This window comes from Streptomyces sp. NPDC004111 (assembly GCF_042874215.1).
Lineage (GTDB): Bacteria > Actinomycetota > Actinomycetes > Streptomycetales > Streptomycetaceae > Streptomyces.
This window is the reverse complement of the sequence record NZ_JBIAMU010000001.1, coordinates 614,783-629,379: the sequence shown is the minus strand read 5'-3', so window position 1 is coordinate 629,379 and position 14,597 is coordinate 614,783. Positions and strand designations below refer to the sequence as shown.

At 72.9% G+C, this 14,597-nt stretch carries 10 protein-coding genes; 7 read left to right on the top strand and 3 right to left on the bottom strand.

What is annotated here, in order from left to right:
* Positions 1 to 55: 55 nt before the first annotated feature.
* On the bottom strand, positions 56 to 1,399 hold the full coding sequence (locus ACFYVL_RS02785; RefSeq protein ID WP_389240954.1) for an anaerobic C4-dicarboxylate transporter family protein: 1,344 nt from the start codon (positions 1,397 to 1,399) through the stop codon (positions 56 to 58).
* Positions 1,400 to 1,579: 180 nt separating this feature from the next.
* On the opposite strand from ACFYVL_RS02785, the gene cobG reads away from it, so the two are divergent.
* Positions 1,580 to 2,887 (top strand): precorrin-3B synthase, encoded by a 1,308-nt coding sequence (gene cobG / locus ACFYVL_RS02780; protein ID WP_389240953.1) that lies wholly within the window; start codon positions 1,580 to 1,582, stop codon positions 2,885 to 2,887.
* Here the strand turns inward: cobG and ACFYVL_RS02775 are convergent.
* Both ACFYVL_RS02775 and ACFYVL_RS02770 read right to left on the bottom strand, forming a co-directional pair.
* Entirely contained in the window at positions 2,862 to 3,680 is an 819-nt protein-coding gene (locus ACFYVL_RS02775) for a YwiC-like family protein (protein ID WP_389240952.1), read from the bottom strand. The two genes, cobG and ACFYVL_RS02775, sit on opposite strands and share 26 nt — an antisense overlap.
* On the bottom strand, positions 3,677 to 5,041 hold the full coding sequence (locus ACFYVL_RS02770) for a molybdopterin molybdotransferase MoeA (protein WP_389240951.1): 1,365 nt from the start codon (positions 5,039 to 5,041) through the stop codon (positions 3,677 to 3,679). The genes ACFYVL_RS02775 and ACFYVL_RS02770 overlap by 4 nt, the downstream gene beginning before the upstream one ends.
* Before the next feature lie 254 nt (positions 5,042 to 5,295).
* On the opposite strand from ACFYVL_RS02770, the gene ACFYVL_RS02765 reads away from it, so the two are divergent.
* From ACFYVL_RS02765 to hemG, 6 genes are all read left to right on the top strand, one after another.
* Positions 5,296 to 8,937 carry a nitrate reductase subunit alpha gene (locus ACFYVL_RS02765; protein ID WP_389240950.1) on the top strand — a complete coding sequence of 1,214 codons (3,642 nt, stop codon included), beginning with the start codon at positions 5,296 to 5,298 and terminating at the stop codon, positions 8,935 to 8,937.
* 1 nt (position 8,938) lies between these two features.
* Positions 8,939 to 10,492 (top strand): nitrate reductase subunit beta, encoded by a 1,554-nt coding sequence (gene narH / locus ACFYVL_RS02760; RefSeq protein ID WP_389240949.1) that lies wholly within the window; start codon positions 8,939 to 8,941, stop codon positions 10,490 to 10,492.
* Positions 10,493 to 10,560: 68 nt separating this feature from the next.
* Positions 10,561 to 11,244 carry a nitrate reductase molybdenum cofactor assembly chaperone gene (gene narJ / locus ACFYVL_RS02755; protein ID WP_389241304.1) on the top strand — a complete coding sequence of 228 codons (684 nt, stop codon included), beginning with the start codon at positions 10,561 to 10,563 and terminating at the stop codon, positions 11,242 to 11,244.
* A complete protein-coding gene (gene narI / locus ACFYVL_RS02750) occupies positions 11,244 to 11,969 on the top strand; it encodes a respiratory nitrate reductase subunit gamma (protein WP_389240948.1) in 726 nt (241 codons plus the stop codon). Before narJ ends, narI begins: the two co-directional genes overlap by 1 nt.
* On the top strand, positions 11,966 to 13,222 hold the full coding sequence (locus tag ACFYVL_RS02745) for a TIGR04053 family radical SAM/SPASM domain-containing protein (RefSeq protein ID WP_389240947.1): 1,257 nt from the start codon (positions 11,966 to 11,968) through the stop codon (positions 13,220 to 13,222). Before narI ends, ACFYVL_RS02745 begins: the two co-directional genes overlap by 4 nt.
* Positions 13,210 to 14,592 (top strand): protoporphyrinogen oxidase, encoded by a 1,383-nt coding sequence (hemG, locus tag ACFYVL_RS02740; protein WP_389240946.1) that lies wholly within the window; start codon positions 13,210 to 13,212, stop codon positions 14,590 to 14,592. Before ACFYVL_RS02745 ends, hemG begins: the two co-directional genes overlap by 13 nt.
* Positions 14,593 to 14,597 lie beyond the last annotated feature (5 nt).

The window sequence follows — 14,597 nt, the reverse complement described above, 5'->3', positions numbered from 1 at the left end:
GGTGAAGGGGCCCGGGAGGGGCCGGTGGGAGATGCCCGTGGGCCGGTGCGCGGGCTCATGCGACGAACGTCGCGATCAGGAGGCCGACACCGACCGAGACCACCCAGGACACCAGCATGGGGAGGGTGAAGGAGTGGTAGAGCGGAAACTTCGAAAGCCGGGTGGAGCCGGTCTTGTCCAGCTCCACGGCGGCGATCTGCGACCCGTTGGCGGGGAACAGCCACACACCGGTCAGTGACGTCCACATGGCGGTGACCACGGCGGGACTCAGCGCGGCGAGACCGATCGGCGCGATGGTGCGGGTCGCGGTGGACTGGCTCGTCGTCAGACCGACGACGAGGAAGAAGCCCACGGCCACCAGATAGGCGTGGTCCTTGATCAGCTCGGTGAGCGGATCGATGATCGTCGTCTGGTTGCCCGAGATGAAGGTGTCGGCCATCCAGGCGATGCCGAACAGCGCGATGGCGGCCACCAGTCCCGCGGTCATCAGCGGCTGCCTGATGACGTCGGCCGGATCCAGCCTGTTGGTCAGGATGATCAGCAGTGCGACGGTGAACATGACGATCTGGATCACCGTGGACATGTCCAGGGGGCCGGACTTGTCGCCGACCGTCACGACCGGCCGCAGCCCCTCGAACAGGCCCAGCAGCACCACCACGGCCACACCGGCCAGGAACAGCCAGGCGCTGCGGGCGGCCCCGGCCGGCAGGTCGGACTCCTCGCCGGGTCCGGTGCCCGCGTCCGTCCGCGCGGGGACGGGCTCGACCACTCCCTCGGCCACCCGGCGGGCGAACTCGGGGTCGTCCGCGAGGTCCTTGCCGACCCGGGACTGGACGACGGAGACCGCGAGGATAGCGACGATCGCGGACGGCACGGTGATCGCGAGGATCTTGGCCAGGGTGAAGTCGGCGGGCAGCAGGGTCAGGTACGCGGCCATCGCGGCGGACACCGGGGAGGCCGTGATGCCGAGACCGGACGCCACCGTGGAGGCGGTCAGCGGCCGTTCGGGACGTACGCCGCTGCGGTGGGACGTCTCGTAGATGACCGGCATCAGGGCGAAGAAGATGTTGGACGTGCCGGAGCCCACGGTGAAGACGAAGGTGACGAACGGTGCCACGTACGTGATGCGTTCGGGCCGCCGTCTGATGATCCGTGAGGCGATCCGCACGAGGTGGTCGATGCCGCGGGCGGACTGCATGGCGGCCGACGCCGAGATGACCGCGATGATGATGAAGAACGCGGCGACCGGTGGGGAGCCGGGCGCGAGGCCGAAGCCGAAGACCAGGAGTCCGGTGCCGAACACGCCCCACAGACCCAGTCCGATGCCACCGGTGCGGACACCGAGCGCGATGGCCACCAGCACGATCGCCGCTTCAAGAATGATCTTCCACAGTTCCATGCGGGAATCCCGTCGGCGTGGGCACGTCGCACACCCGCGGAGCACGAGTGCCGCCAAACCCGTAGAAAGTAAATGGATCATATGTGGGCGGGTTAAAGCGGTATTCACGCGTAAAGTCCATAGATCTCGTGACTTAAGTCCTGAAACGCTGCTTGTCATTGAATGGGTAGATTCAAAGGCATGTACTCACACAGCGATGGCGCCGTTCCCGCGCCCCTCACCCCGGTACGCGGAGCGGGCGGCGACGCCTGTCCTGGCGTGCTGCGCGCGCACTCGGCCGCGGACGGCGAACTCGTCCGGCTCCGCGTGCCCGGCGGCTTCCTGACGAACGATCAGCTCTCCGCGCTGGCCGCCGCCGCGGAACGGTTCGCCGACGGACGGCTGAGCGTCACCTCGCGCGGCAACCTGGAACTGCGCGGCATCGGCGCCCACCGGACGCCGCAGCTCCGATGGCTGCTCAAGGAGGCCGGACTGCTCCCGTCCGCCCCGCACGAACGCATGCGCAACATCGTCGCCTCGCCACTGGCCGGCCTCGACACCCCCAGCGGCACGGGCCTCGGCGCGCGGGTGCGGGAACTGGACGCCCTGCTGCGCGAGCGCCCCAGGACCGCCGAACTGTCCGGCCGGTTCCTCTTCGTGCTCGACGACGGACGCGGGGACGTCACCGGACTCGGCGGCGACATCACGCTGATGGGCCACGGCGGCGAGGCCGCCGCCACCCGGCTCAAGGTCGGCGACGAGACCGTACGGATAGCCGGCGAGTACGCGGCGAGGGCCGCGGTCGCCGCCGCCGAGGCCTTCCTCGACGCCCGGGACGCGACGGGCACCGGCGCCTGGCGCGTGTCCGAACTCCCCGCGGACCACCCCGTCCGGCTCACCGCCGCCCTCGACACGGCCGCCGTGCCGTGGCTTCCCGCCGCCCTGCCCGAGAGGCGGACCGCGCCCCTGCCCCTCGGCGCGCACCCGGCGGCCGACGGCACGTACGCACTGAACGTGGCACCCCGCCTCGGCCGGCTCACCGCCGCCCAACTGCGCCTGCTGCGCGGCCCCCGGGGATGGGTGCGGGTCACACCGTGGCGCGGATTCGTCGTGCCCGGCTTCGCCCCGGCGGCGCTGCCGGTGCGGCGGGAGGTACTGCGCGAGGCGGGACTCCTCACCGACCCGGCGTCGCCCTGGGCGGGCGTGAGCGCCTGCACCGGACTGCCCGGCTGTGTACGGGCCCACGCCGACGTCCGCGCGGACGCCGTCCCCGCGACCGGGACCGGGGCCGGGGCCCGCGGGCTGCCGGTGCACTGGTCCGGCTGCGCGAGGCGCTGCGGACATCCGCACGGCGACCGGGTGGACGTGGTGGCGACCGCCCACGGGCACTACGAGGTACGGGTACGGGCGCGCGGCACGGCGCAGCCGGACATCCCGGTGACGCACGGCACCCTGGCGGAGCGCGTCCGGGCCGCCCGTACCGTCACACTCCCGCGGCCAGCACGGTGACCAGCAGTGCGACCGAGCAGCCCAGCTCGATCAGCCCCACCGTCCGCACCCGCACCTCCCGGCCCGGCAGCAGCACCGCCCGGCCCAGGCAGAGGGCGAACAGGGCCGCGTACCACGGGCTCAGCAGCACCCCGCCGACCAGCGCGGCGCCGTGGTACGCCACCGAGCCGTACAGGTAACGCGGGTTGCGGCGCTCCCGGATCATGGTCTTCACATGGAGGACCGTGCCGGAGAAGCAGAGGAGACAGGCGGCGGCGGGCTCCAGCCCGTCGGTGAGGGTCCCGCCGCCCAGCCGCAGGGCCACCAGCAGCACGGCGCACGCGGGCACCACCGCCACCAGCCCGTTGACCAGGGCCCGTTCGTTGTTGCGCCACGCGTACAGGGTGTTCACCGCGAAGAACGGCAGCGCTGCGGCCACCGCCACCAGCAGCCACGGCCGCACCACCAGCAACGGCGCCCCGAGGACCGCCAGCGCCGCCCCGAACGTCAGCAGCGGGCGCACGTGCCGCCCCGCCGCCCGCGGATTGCGCGACAGCCTGCGCAGCCGTACGTACTGCTGGAGGTGGAAGGCCGTGACGTACGCGAGCAACCAGGCGCCGAACAGCGGCAGATGCAGCCAGGTGGGCGAGCCGAGGAAGGTGCCCGCGGCGAAGGGCACGGCGAGCATGGCCCAGGCCCCGTGCTGATCGGGCAGCCACTTGACGGGCTTGCGCCGGGCGGGCTTTACGGGCTCGCGCCGGGCGGGCCCGGCGGGTGCGGTGCGCTTCGGGGGCCCGGCGGCGCGGTCGGTCATACCGCTGCCCCCACGTCCTTCGCGTTCCGCACCGGAGCCGGAGCCGGAGCCGGAGCCGAAGTCGCAGCTGGATTCGGATTCGCAGCGGAGGCGAGAGCGGCGGCCGGGGATTCGGCCACCGTCCGGCCCAGTTCCGCGCCCGGGGCCTCCGTGTCCCCCGGCCTCGCCAGCAGTTCCAGTACGGTGCCTTCTTCCGCGCCCTCCGGCGGTACGACGGCCAGCGCGTCGCACGCCGCCAGGCCGCGCAGCATGGCCGGCCCGCGGTGGTCCAGCGGATGCACCGCTCCCTTGCGTACGGCCACCGGCACCAGCGCGGTGGACGGGGCGCGCCCCGCGATCCGTACCGCCGAGGGAAGCCCGACGACGGCGGCCGGCGGCAGACCCGTCAGCCCGCGCAGCACCGGTACCGCCAGGGTCGCGGTCGCGGCGACGGCGGCCAGCGGATTGCCCGGCAGACCGACGACGGGCCTGCCGTCCGGCAGCAGCGCCAGCAGCATCGGATGCCCGGGGCGTACGGCCACGCTGTCCACCAGCATCCGCGCGCCCAGCGCGGCCAGCGCCCGGCGCACATGGTCCACCGGGCCGCGCGCGGAACCGCCGGTGGTGAGCACCACGTCCCCCCTCGCCCCCGCCAGGGCCGCGCACAGCGCGTCGAGGTCGTCCGGCACCCGTTGGTGACCGGCGATCCGGACGCCGAGCGCCTCCAGCCACGGCACCAGCAGCGGTCCCAGCGCGTCGCGCACCCGGCCGCGCCCCGGCAGGCCCCGGTCGAGGAGTTCGTCGCCGAGCACCAGCAGGTCGGCGCTGGGCAGGGCGGTCACGGTGAGGGCGTCGTACCCGCAGGCGGCGGCGAGTCCCGCGACGGCGGGGGTGACAAGGGTGCCCGCGGGGAGCAGCGGGTCCCCGGCCCGGCACTCCTGGCCGCGCGGCCGGACGTCCCGGCCGGGAGGACCGACGGGGGTACGGGACACCAGCAGCGGCCCGCACCCACCGGGCTCACCGCTCCCGGCCACCCCACCGCCCCCGGCCGGATCGCCCCCGCTCAGCTCCCCCTCCTCGCTGCGCAGCACCTGTTCCGCCCCGTCCGGCACCGGCGCCCCGGTGGCGATGGCCACCGCCTCGCCCGCCGCCAGGGGGCCCGGCACACCGCCCGCCAGCACCCGGCCCCGGACCCGCCAGGGGCCCGGACCCCGCACCGCCCAGCCGTCCATCGCGGAACTGTCGAAGGCGGGGAGGTCGGTGAGCGCGGTCAGCGGTACGACCAGCGCCCGTCCCACGGCGCCGGCCAGCGGCCTGCGTTCCGCGAGCAGGGCCGGGCCGGCGGTGGCGGCGACCGAGCGGGCTTGCACCCAGGTGAGCATGAAATCGACCGTCCTCGGGGGCCATCGGGCCTTCTTCAGGGCCAAAAGCCCTTTTCAGCAAACACTTTGTCGTCGAATTCCACCTTGTCACCAGCCGGTGGGCCGGATTGTGGAATTAGGTCACTGTCCGGCGGGACCAAAGTCCCCGGGGGGCGCGCAAACGGGGGCATAGGGTCGGAACGCGGCCATGGAATGCACCGGCGAGCCGCCGGTGGGTCCCGGCCCGGAGTTCTTTCTTTTCCCGGAGGATCAAGTTGCGGCAGAACCAGAGCGGCGCCGCGGAAGCACTGCTCAAGGCCGGACGGTATTTCACCAAGTCCGAGGTGTCCGACGATCTGCGGTCGGTGCACCGTACCGGCGGCCGGGACGCCGAAGCGTTCTACCGGGACCGCTGGAGCCACGACAAGGTCGTGAACTCCACGCACGGCGTGAACTGCACGGGCTCGTGCCGCTGGAAGGTCTTCGTCAAGGACGGGATCATCACCTGGGAGACCCAGGCGACCGACTACCCCTCCGTGGGCCCCGACCGGCCCGAGTACGAGCCGCGCGGCTGCCCGCGGGGCGCCTCCTTCTCCTGGTACAGCTACTCGCCGACCCGGGTGCGCCACCCCTATGTGCGCGGCACCCTGCTGTCGATGTACCGGGAGGCGAAGCAGCGGCTCGGGGACCCCGTCCTGGCCTGGGCGGACATCCAGCACGACCCGAAGCGCCGGCGCACCTACCAGCAGGCGCGCGGCAAGGGCGGTCTGGTGCGGGCGAGTTGGGACGAGGCGCTGGAGATCGCCGCCGCCGCGCACGTGCACACCATCGGGGAGCACGGTCCCGACCGGGTCGCCGGGTTCTCCCCGATCCCCGCGATGTCGATGGCCTCGCACGCGGCGGGCGCCCGCTTCCACTCGCTCATCGGCGCGCCGATGCTGTCGTTCTACGACTGGTACGCGGACCTGCCGGTGGCCTCGCCGCAGGTCTTCGGCGACCAGACGGACGTGCCCGAGTCGGGGGACTGGTGGGACGCCGCGTATCTGATGATGTGGGGCTCGAACGTCCCCGTCACCCGCACCCCGGACGCCCACTGGATGGCGGAGGCCCGTTACCGGGGGCAGAAGGTCGTCACGGTTTCCCCGGACTTCGCGGACAACACCAAATTCGCCGACGAATGGATGCACCCGCACCCCGGAACGGACGGTGCGCTCGCCCTCTCCCTGGGCCACGTCATCCTCAAGGAATTCTTCGTCGACCGCGAGACCCCCTTCTTCCGGGATTACGTACGGCAGTACACCGACCTCCCCTTCCTGGTCACCCTGCGCGAAACGGAACAGGGCCTGGTGCCGCACAAGTTCCTCAATGCGGCCGACCTCGGGCAGGACACCGAGAACGCCCAGTGGAAAACCGTCCTGGTCGACGACACCACCGGTGAGCCCGTCGTCCCGCACGGCACCCTCGGCCACCGCTGGGGCAGGAACGAGACGCCCGAGTGGCACCTCGACCTCGGCGACACGGTTCCGCGGCTGTCCCTGTACGGCGAGGGCGCGGCGGAGATCGTGCTGCCCCGCTTCGAGGAGGACCGGCCCGGCACCGTACGGCGCGGCGTCCCCGTCCGCCGGATCGGCGACCGGCTGGTCACCACCGTGTACGACCTGATGCTCGCCCAGTACGGGGTCGGCCGCGAGGGACTGCCGGGCGAGTGGCCCACCTCGTACGACGACGCCTCGCAGCCCGGCACCCCCGCCTGGCAGGAGACCCTGACCTCGGTCCCGGCGGCCCAGGCGGCGCGCGTGGCACGGGAGTTCGGCGAGACCGCCGAGAAGTCCCGGGGCCGCTGCATGATCCTGATGGGCGCGGGCACCAACCACTGGTTCCACTCCGAGACCATCTACCGCGCCTTCCTCGCCCTGCTCACCCTCACCGGCTGCCAGGGCCGCAACGGCGGCGGCTGGGGCCACTACGTCGGCCAGGAGAAGTGCCGCCCGGTCACCGGCTGGGCCACCCTCGCCAGTGCCTCCGACTGGGCCAGACCGCCGCGCCACATGATCGGCGCGGGCTGGTTCTACCTGCACACCGACCAGTGGCGGTACGACACCCTGCCGGCCGAGGCCCTCGCCTCGCCCCTCGCGGAGGGCGCCTTCGCGGGCATGTCGGGTGCGGACTGCCTGGCCGCGTCCGCCCGGATGGGCTGGATGCCCTCGTACCCCACCTTCGACCGCAACCCCCTGGAGCTCGGCGCGGCCGAGGACCCGGTCCGGGCGGCCGTCGAGGAGCTGAAGGCGGGCACCCTGGGCTTCGCGGGCGAGGACCCCGACGCACCCGCCAACTGGCCGCGCGTGCTCAACGTCTGGCGGGCCAACCTGCTCGGCTCCAGCTCCAAGGGCAACGAGTACTTCCTCAAGCACCTCCTGGGCACCCACCACAACCTCCCCGACGACGGCTCGCGTTGCGCACCCCGCGACGTGACCTGGCAGGAGGAGGACGTCGAGGGCAAGCTCGACCTCTTGATGGCCATGGACTTCCGGATGACGTCCACCACCCTGCTCGCCGACATTGTCCTCCCGGCCGCCACCTGGTACGAGAAGCACGACCTGTCCTCCACGGACATGCATCCCTTCCTGCACGCCTTCACCCCGGCCGTCGACCCGCCCTGGCAGGCCCGTTCCGACTACGACGCCTTCCACGCCCTGGCCCGCCGCTTCGGCGAACTGGCCGCCGAACACCTCGGGGTGCGCAAGGACCTGGTGGCCACCGCCCTCCAGCACGACACCCCCGGCGGCGAGATGGCCCAGCCCGGCGGTGTCGCCCTGGACTGGTCGAAGGGCGAGTGCGAGCCGATACCCGGGCGCACCATGTACAACCTGGCCGTCGTGGAACGCGACTACGGCGCGGTCGGGGACAAGTTCGCCGCCCTCGGCCCGCTGGTCGACACGCTCGGCGTCACCACCAAGGCCATCACCTTCGACGTCGGGGAGGAGGTCGACTACCTGGGCGCCAAGAACGGCACCGTGCGCGGCGGAATCGCCGACGGCCGCCCCCGGCTGGACACCGCGCAGCGCGCCTGCGAGGCGATCCTCTCCCTCTCCGGCACCTCCAACGGCCGCCTCGCCACCCAGGGCTTCACGACCCTGGAGAAGAAGGTCGGCACCGAGATGGCCCACCTGGCCGCCGAGGCCGAGGGCAAGCGGGTCACCTTCGCCGACACCCAGGCCCGCCCCGTCCCGGTGATCACCTCGCCCGAGTGGTCCGGCAGCGAGTCCGGCGGACGGCGCTACACCGCGTTCACCGTCAACACCGAACACCTGAAGCCCTGGCACACTTTGACAGGCCGTCAGCACTTCTTCATCGACCACGACTGGCTGCACGAGGTGGGCGAGGCACTCCCCGTCTACAAGCCCCCGCTCAACATGCACCGGCTGTACGGGGAGCCCGAACTCGGCCGGGTCGAGGAGAAGACGGTCGCCGTCCGCTACCTCACCCCGCACAACAAGTGGGCCATCCACTCCATGTACCAGGACAACCAGTACATGATGTCGCTCGGCCGGGGCGGCCAGACGGTGTGGATGTCCCCGCAGGACGCCGAAGCCATCGGCGTCGCCGACAACGACTGGATCGAGGCGGTCAACCGCAACGGCGTCATCACCGCCCGCGCGATCGTCTCCCACAAGATGCCGGCCGGCACCGTCTACATGAACCACGCCCAGGAGCGCACCGTCGGCGTCCCCCGCACCGAGAAGACCGGCAGGCGCGGCGGCATCCACAACTCGCTCACCCGCGTGATGCTCAAGCCCACCCACCTCGTCGGCGGCTACGCCCAGCTGACCTGGGCCTTCAACTACCTCGGCCCGACCGGCAACCAGCGCGACGAGGTCACCGTGATCCGCCGCCGCAGCCAGAACGTGGAGTACTGACATGCGCGTCATGGCCCAGGTCGCCATGGTGATGAACCTCGACAAGTGCATCGGCTGCCACACCTGCTCCGTCACCTGCAAGCAGGCGTGGAGCAACCGGCAGGGCACCGAGTACGTCTGGTTCAACAACGTCGAGACCCTCCCCGGCCAGGGCTACCCCCGCCGCTGGGAGGACCAGGAGAAGTGGAAGGGCGGCTGGGAGCGCACCCGCTCCGGCAAGCTGCGGCTGCGTTCCGGCAGCAGGCTCAAACGCCTGGGCACCCTCTTCGCCAACCCCGACCTCCCCGGGATCGAGGACTACTACCAGCCCTGGACGTACGAGTACAAGAACCTCACCGAGGCCCCGGCGGGCGACGACCTGCCCACCGCCCGCCCCGTCGACTCCGTCACCGGCGCCCCCATGGACACCATCGAGTGGGGCCCCAACTGGGACGACAACCTCGGCGGCGCCGTCGAGCACGGGCCGCGCGACCCGGTCGTGGAGAAGATCCGCGACGAGGTCGGCGAGCGGATCAGGTTCGAGTTCGAGCAGTCCTTCATGTTCTACCTGCCGAGGATCTGCGAGCACTGCCTCAACCCCGCGTGCGTCTCCGCGTGCCCGTCCGGGGCGATGTACAAGCGCACCGAGGACGGCATCGTGCTCGTCGACCAGGACCAGTGCCGGGGCTGGCGGATGTGCGTCAGCGCCTGCCCGTACAAGAAGGTCTACTTCAACCACGCCACCGGCAAGGCCGAGAAGTGCACCTTCTGCTTCCCGCGCGTCGAGGTCGGCCTGCCGACGGTCTGCTCCGAGACGTGCGTGGGCCGGATGCGCTACCTCGGGGTCCTGCTGTACGACGCCGACAAGGTCGCCGAAGCGGCTGCCGTCGAGGACGAACACGACCTCTACCCGAGCCAGTTGGAAGCCTTCCTCGACCCGCACGACCCGGCGGTGCGGGCCGCCGCACGGGCCGCGGGCATCACCGACGAATGGCTCGACGCGGCCCGCCGCTCCTCGGTGTACGACCTCATCGCCACCTACCAGGTCGCCCTCCCGCTGCACCCGGAGTACCGCACCATGCCCATGGTCTGGTACGTGCCGCCGCTCTCCCCGGTCGTCGAGGCGGTCGCCGCCACCGGTCGCGACGGCGAGGACGCCGGCAACCTCTTCGGCGCGATCGACGCGATGCGCATCCCCGTCGAGTACCTCGCGGAGATCCTCACCGCGGGGGACACCGGCGTGGTGGACGCGGTGCTGCACCGGATGGCCGCCATGCGCGCCCACATGCGGCACGTCAACCTCGGCGAGGACCCCGGCGAGGACATCGCCCGCGCGGTCGGCCTCACCCCGGTCGAGCTGGAGGACATGTTCCGGCTGCTGGCCGTCGCCAAGCTGGAGGACCGCTTCGTGGTGCCCACCGCGGCCCGCGCCGACGCGGCGGCCCTCGCCGACGCCCACCCCCTCGACGGCCCGCCCGGCGAGGGCCCGGACAGCGGCTGCCCGGTGGCCGACGTGCCCGCGCCGGCCCCCGCCCGCGTGATGCTCAACCTCGGCAGGACCCGGAGGAGCTCATGACCACGACCCCCGTACTCGGCCGCACCGGCCCGCCGCCGCCCACCGAAACCGGCGGGCCGCCCCCGCCGATGGGCCCCGACGCCGTCACCCGGCTGGTCGCGGGCCGCTGCCTGGAGTACCCCGACTCCCGGCTGTACGCGGACCTGCCCCGGCTCCGCGCCGCCCTCGGCGCCACCCGGCCCGAGGCGGCCCCGCTCCTCGCGGGCTTCCTCGACCATGTCGCGGCCACCGAACCGCTCGACCTGTGCGCGCACTACACGGCCACCTTCGACACCCGCAACCGGCGCTGCCTCTACCTCACCTGGTGGGCCGACGGCGACACCCGCCGCCGCGGCCTCTCCCTGGTCCGCGTCAAACAGCTCTACCGGGACCACGGCCTGGAGTACGCGGACGAGGAACTGCCCGACTTCCTCCCCGTCGCCCTCGACTTCGCCGCCCGCCACCCGGAGGCCGGCACCGCACTCCTGGAGGAGCACCGGGTCGGCCTGGAACTGCTGCGCCTCGCGGTGAGCGCGGCGAACACCCCGTACACGGCCGTGCTCGAAGCCCTGTGCAGCACCCTCCCCGGCCCCTCCCCGCGCACCAGGGAGGAGGCCAGGGCGCTGGCCCGCAACGGCCCGCCCCGGGAACTCGTCGGCGTCGGCTCCCCGCTGGAGCCCTTCGGGCCCGGCATCGACCTGCCCTGGCCGGCCGTCCGCCCGACCGCCGCCACCAGTGGCGCGCCCGCGCTCCCCGAAAGGACGTCGGACTGATGGACCTGCTCCTGTGGGGTGTCGTGCCCTATGTCTCGCTCGTCCTGCTGATCGCGGGCACCGTCTGGCGCGCCCGCTACGACAGGTTCGGCCGGACCTCCCACTCCTCCCAGCTCCACGAGTCGAAACTGCTGCGCATCGGCTCCCCGCTCTTCCACTTCGGCATGCTCTTCGTCGTGCTCGGCCACGTCGTGGGACTGCTCATACCCAAGTCCTGGACCGACGCCATCGGCGTCAGCGAGCACACGTACCACCTGGTCGCCGTAGGAATCGGCACGGTCGCGGGCCTCGCCGCCGCCTTCGGCATCGGCCTGCTGGTGTACCGCCGCTTCAAGGTGCCGGCCGTGCGCCGGGCGACCCTGCGCAGCGACCACGTGATGTACAGCTGCCTGCTCGGCGCGATGCTCCTGGGCCTGGCCGCCACCGTCCTCAACTCCACCGGCGCGACGGACGGCTACAACTACCGCGAGGGCATCGCCCCGTGGTTCCGCTCCCTGTTCACGCTCGCGCCGGACTACGGGCTGATGGCGGGCGCGCCGCTCGCCTTCAAGCTGCACATCCTCTTCGGCTTCGCGCTGTTCGCGCTGATCCCGTACTCGCGGCTGGTGCACATGTTCAGCGCCCCGGTGAAGTACCTCTTCCGGCCGTACGTCGTCTACCGCAGCCGGGACCCGAAGGCGACGGCCACCCGTGCGGAGCGCCGCGGCTGGGAGCGGGTCCGGTGAGCCCCGCACCGCGGCGCGGGGCCGGGGAGCCCCGGCCCGGCGGCGCCGGGAAGGCCGCCGCGCCGCGTCTCGTCCGCACCCCGCGCCACGCCGTTGCCGACCGGCCCTTCCTCGTCATCTGGGAAGCCACCCGGGCCTGCCCGCTGGCCTGCGCCCACTGCCGGGCCGAGGCCGATCCGCTGCGCAGCCCGCACGAACTCGACGGGGCGCAGGCCCGCTCCCTGATGGACCAGATCGCCGCCTTCGGGCGGCCCCACCCGCTGTTCGTCATCACCGGCGGCGACCCCTTCCAACGGCCCGACCTCGTCGAACTCGTCGCGTACGGCACCTCCATCGGGCTGCGCGTCGCGGTCTCGCCCTCCGGCACACCGACCCTCACCCGGGAGAACCTGACCGCCGTGCGGGACGCCGGTGCCGTCGCGCTGTCGCTCAGCGTCGACGGGTCGACCGCCGCCCGCCACGACACCTTCCGGGGCGTCGACGGCGTCTTCGACCTGACCCTCGACGGCTGGCGGGCCGCCCGCGACCTCGGGCTCAAGGTGCAGATCAACACCACCGTCTCCCGGTACAGCCTGGAGGACCTCGCCGACATCGCCGCCCTGGTGCGCCGGGAGCGGGCCATGCTCTGGTCGGGCTTCCTGCTGGTGCCCACCGGGCGGGGCGCCGAACTCGACTCGCTCACCGCGGAGGAGACCGAGGACGTCCTGCACTTCCTGTACGACTGCGGCGCGTTCATGGCCACCAAGACCACCGAAGGCCACCACTTCCGGCGCGTCGTGCTGCAACGGGCCGCACTCGCGGAGCGCGGCGAAGCGCCCCGCACCGGCGACCTCCACGCCCGGCTCACCGCCCGCGCGACCGCCCTCGGCCTCTTCGCGGGGGAGCGGCGCACGGTCCGCCGCCCGCCCATGGACGTCTCCTCCGGACGGGGCTTCGTGTTCGTGTCGCACACCGGCGAGGTGACCCCCAGCGGGTTCCTGCCGTTGTCCGCGGACAACACCAAGCACCGCCCATTGACGGACATTTACCGCGAATCACCCCTGTTTCGGGTGCTCCGCGACCCCACTCTGCTCCGCGGCAAGTGCGGCGCCTGCGAGTACCGCTCCGTCTGCGGCGGCTCCCGTTCCCGGGCCTACGCCGTCACCGGCGACCCGCTCGCGGCCGACCCGTGGTGCGCGTACCAGCCGGCGTACCAAGCGGCGTTCCAACCGAAGGACAAGAAGAACAAGGGGGCGCCCCCATGCGCTCAGTGATCGTGATCGGCGGCGGCATCAGCGGACTCGCCGCCGCCTGGGAACTCCGCGGCCGGGCCGAAGTCACCGTCCTGGAGGCCACCGACCGCATCGGCGGCAAACTGCGCACCGGCTCCCTGGCCGGCATCCCCGTCGACGAGGGCGCCGAGTCCGTCATGGCGCTGCGCCCCGAAGCCGTTCGCCTCGCGGAGGAGGTCGGCCTCGGCGACGCCCTGCGCGAACCGGCACCCGCCCCCGTCACCCTGTGGACCCGCGGCGCCCTGCGCCCCCTGCCCGCCGGACACGTCCTCGGCATCCCACCGGACCCCGGCGCCCTGGAAGGCACCGGACTGCTCTCCGCCGCCGGAATCGCCCGCCTCGCCCAGGAGGAAGCCGTCCCCGCCCGCCCGCTGGGCACCGAGGACCCCGACATCACCGTCGCCGACTACCTGGTGCCCCGCCTCGGCCGGGAAGCCGTCGACCGCCTGGTCGAACCCCTCCTCGGCGGCATCTACGCCGGCCGCACCGAACAGCTCTCGCTGCGCTCCACCATGCCCGCCGTCGCCGGCATCGCCGCCACCGGAGACTCGCTCCTCGCCTCCCTGCGCCGCCGCGCCCAGCCGCCGCGCACCGGCACCCGGCCCAGCCCGGTACGCGGCATCACCGGCGGCACCGGCCGGCTGCCGCTCGCCGTCGCCACCGCGTGCGGCGCGCACATCCTGCACCGCTGCACCGCACTCGGCCTCGAACGCCTCCCCGGCCGCTGGCGGGTGCACACCGTCACCGGCAACGGCCCGCTGACCCTGGAGGCCGAAGCCGTCGTCCTCGCACTGCCCGCGCACGCCGCGGCGCCCCTGCTGCGCCCGCACTCGGCCGCCGCGCACACCGAACTGGCGGCGATGCGCTACGCGGGCTCCGCCGTCATCACCATGGCGTTCGCCCGCACCGCGGCGGGCCCCCCGCCCGCCCTCAACGGCTTCCTCGTACCGCCCGTGGACGGCCGCACCGTCAAGGCCGCGACCTTCCTCTCCCACAAGTGGGCCTGGCAGCACGACACCGCGCCCTCCGCGCTCGTGCTGCGCGCCTCCGTGGGCCGGGCCGGCGAGGAACACCTGCTCGCCCTCGACGACAAACGCCTGACCGGCCTAGCCCTGGCCGAACTCACCGAGGCGGTCGGCCCGTTGGGAGACCTGCTGGGCTCGAAGGTCACCCGCTGGCGGGACGGCCTGCCGCAGTACGAACCCGGCCATGCCGACCGCGTCGCCACCATCCGCGACGCGGTCGCCAAGCTGCCCGGCCTGGAGGTGTGCGGCGCCCTCTACGAGGGCGTCGGCGTCGCCGCCTGCGTGGCCACCGGCCGCGCCGCCGCCGCACGCCTCCACTCCGGCTGACCGGC

Bases quoted from the DNA above. Each gene is read 5' to 3' on its own strand.
- hemG (WP_389240946.1), top strand. From the start codon at position 13,210: ATGCGCTCAGTGATCGTGATCGGCGGCGGCATCAGCGGACTCGCCGCC.
- ACFYVL_RS02770 (WP_389240951.1), bottom strand. From the start codon at position 5,041: ATGCTCACCTGGGTGCAAGCCCGCTCGGTCGCCGCCACCGCCGGCCCG.
- cobG (WP_389240953.1), top strand. From the start codon at position 1,580: ATGTACTCACACAGCGATGGCGCCGTTCCCGCGCCCCTCACCCCGGTA.
- narH (WP_389240949.1), top strand. From the start codon at position 8,939: ATGCGCGTCATGGCCCAGGTCGCCATGGTGATGAACCTCGACAAGTGC.
- ACFYVL_RS02785 (WP_389240954.1), bottom strand. From the start codon at position 1,399: ATGGAACTGTGGAAGATCATTCTTGAAGCGGCGATCGTGCTGGTGGCC.
- ACFYVL_RS02775 (WP_389240952.1), bottom strand. From the start codon at position 3,680: ATGACCGACCGCGCCGCCGGGCCCCCGAAGCGCACCGCACCCGCCGGG.
- narI (WP_389240948.1), top strand. From the start codon at position 11,244: ATGGACCTGCTCCTGTGGGGTGTCGTGCCCTATGTCTCGCTCGTCCTG.
- narJ (WP_389241304.1), top strand. From the start codon at position 10,561: ATGGGCCCCGACGCCGTCACCCGGCTGGTCGCGGGCCGCTGCCTGGAG.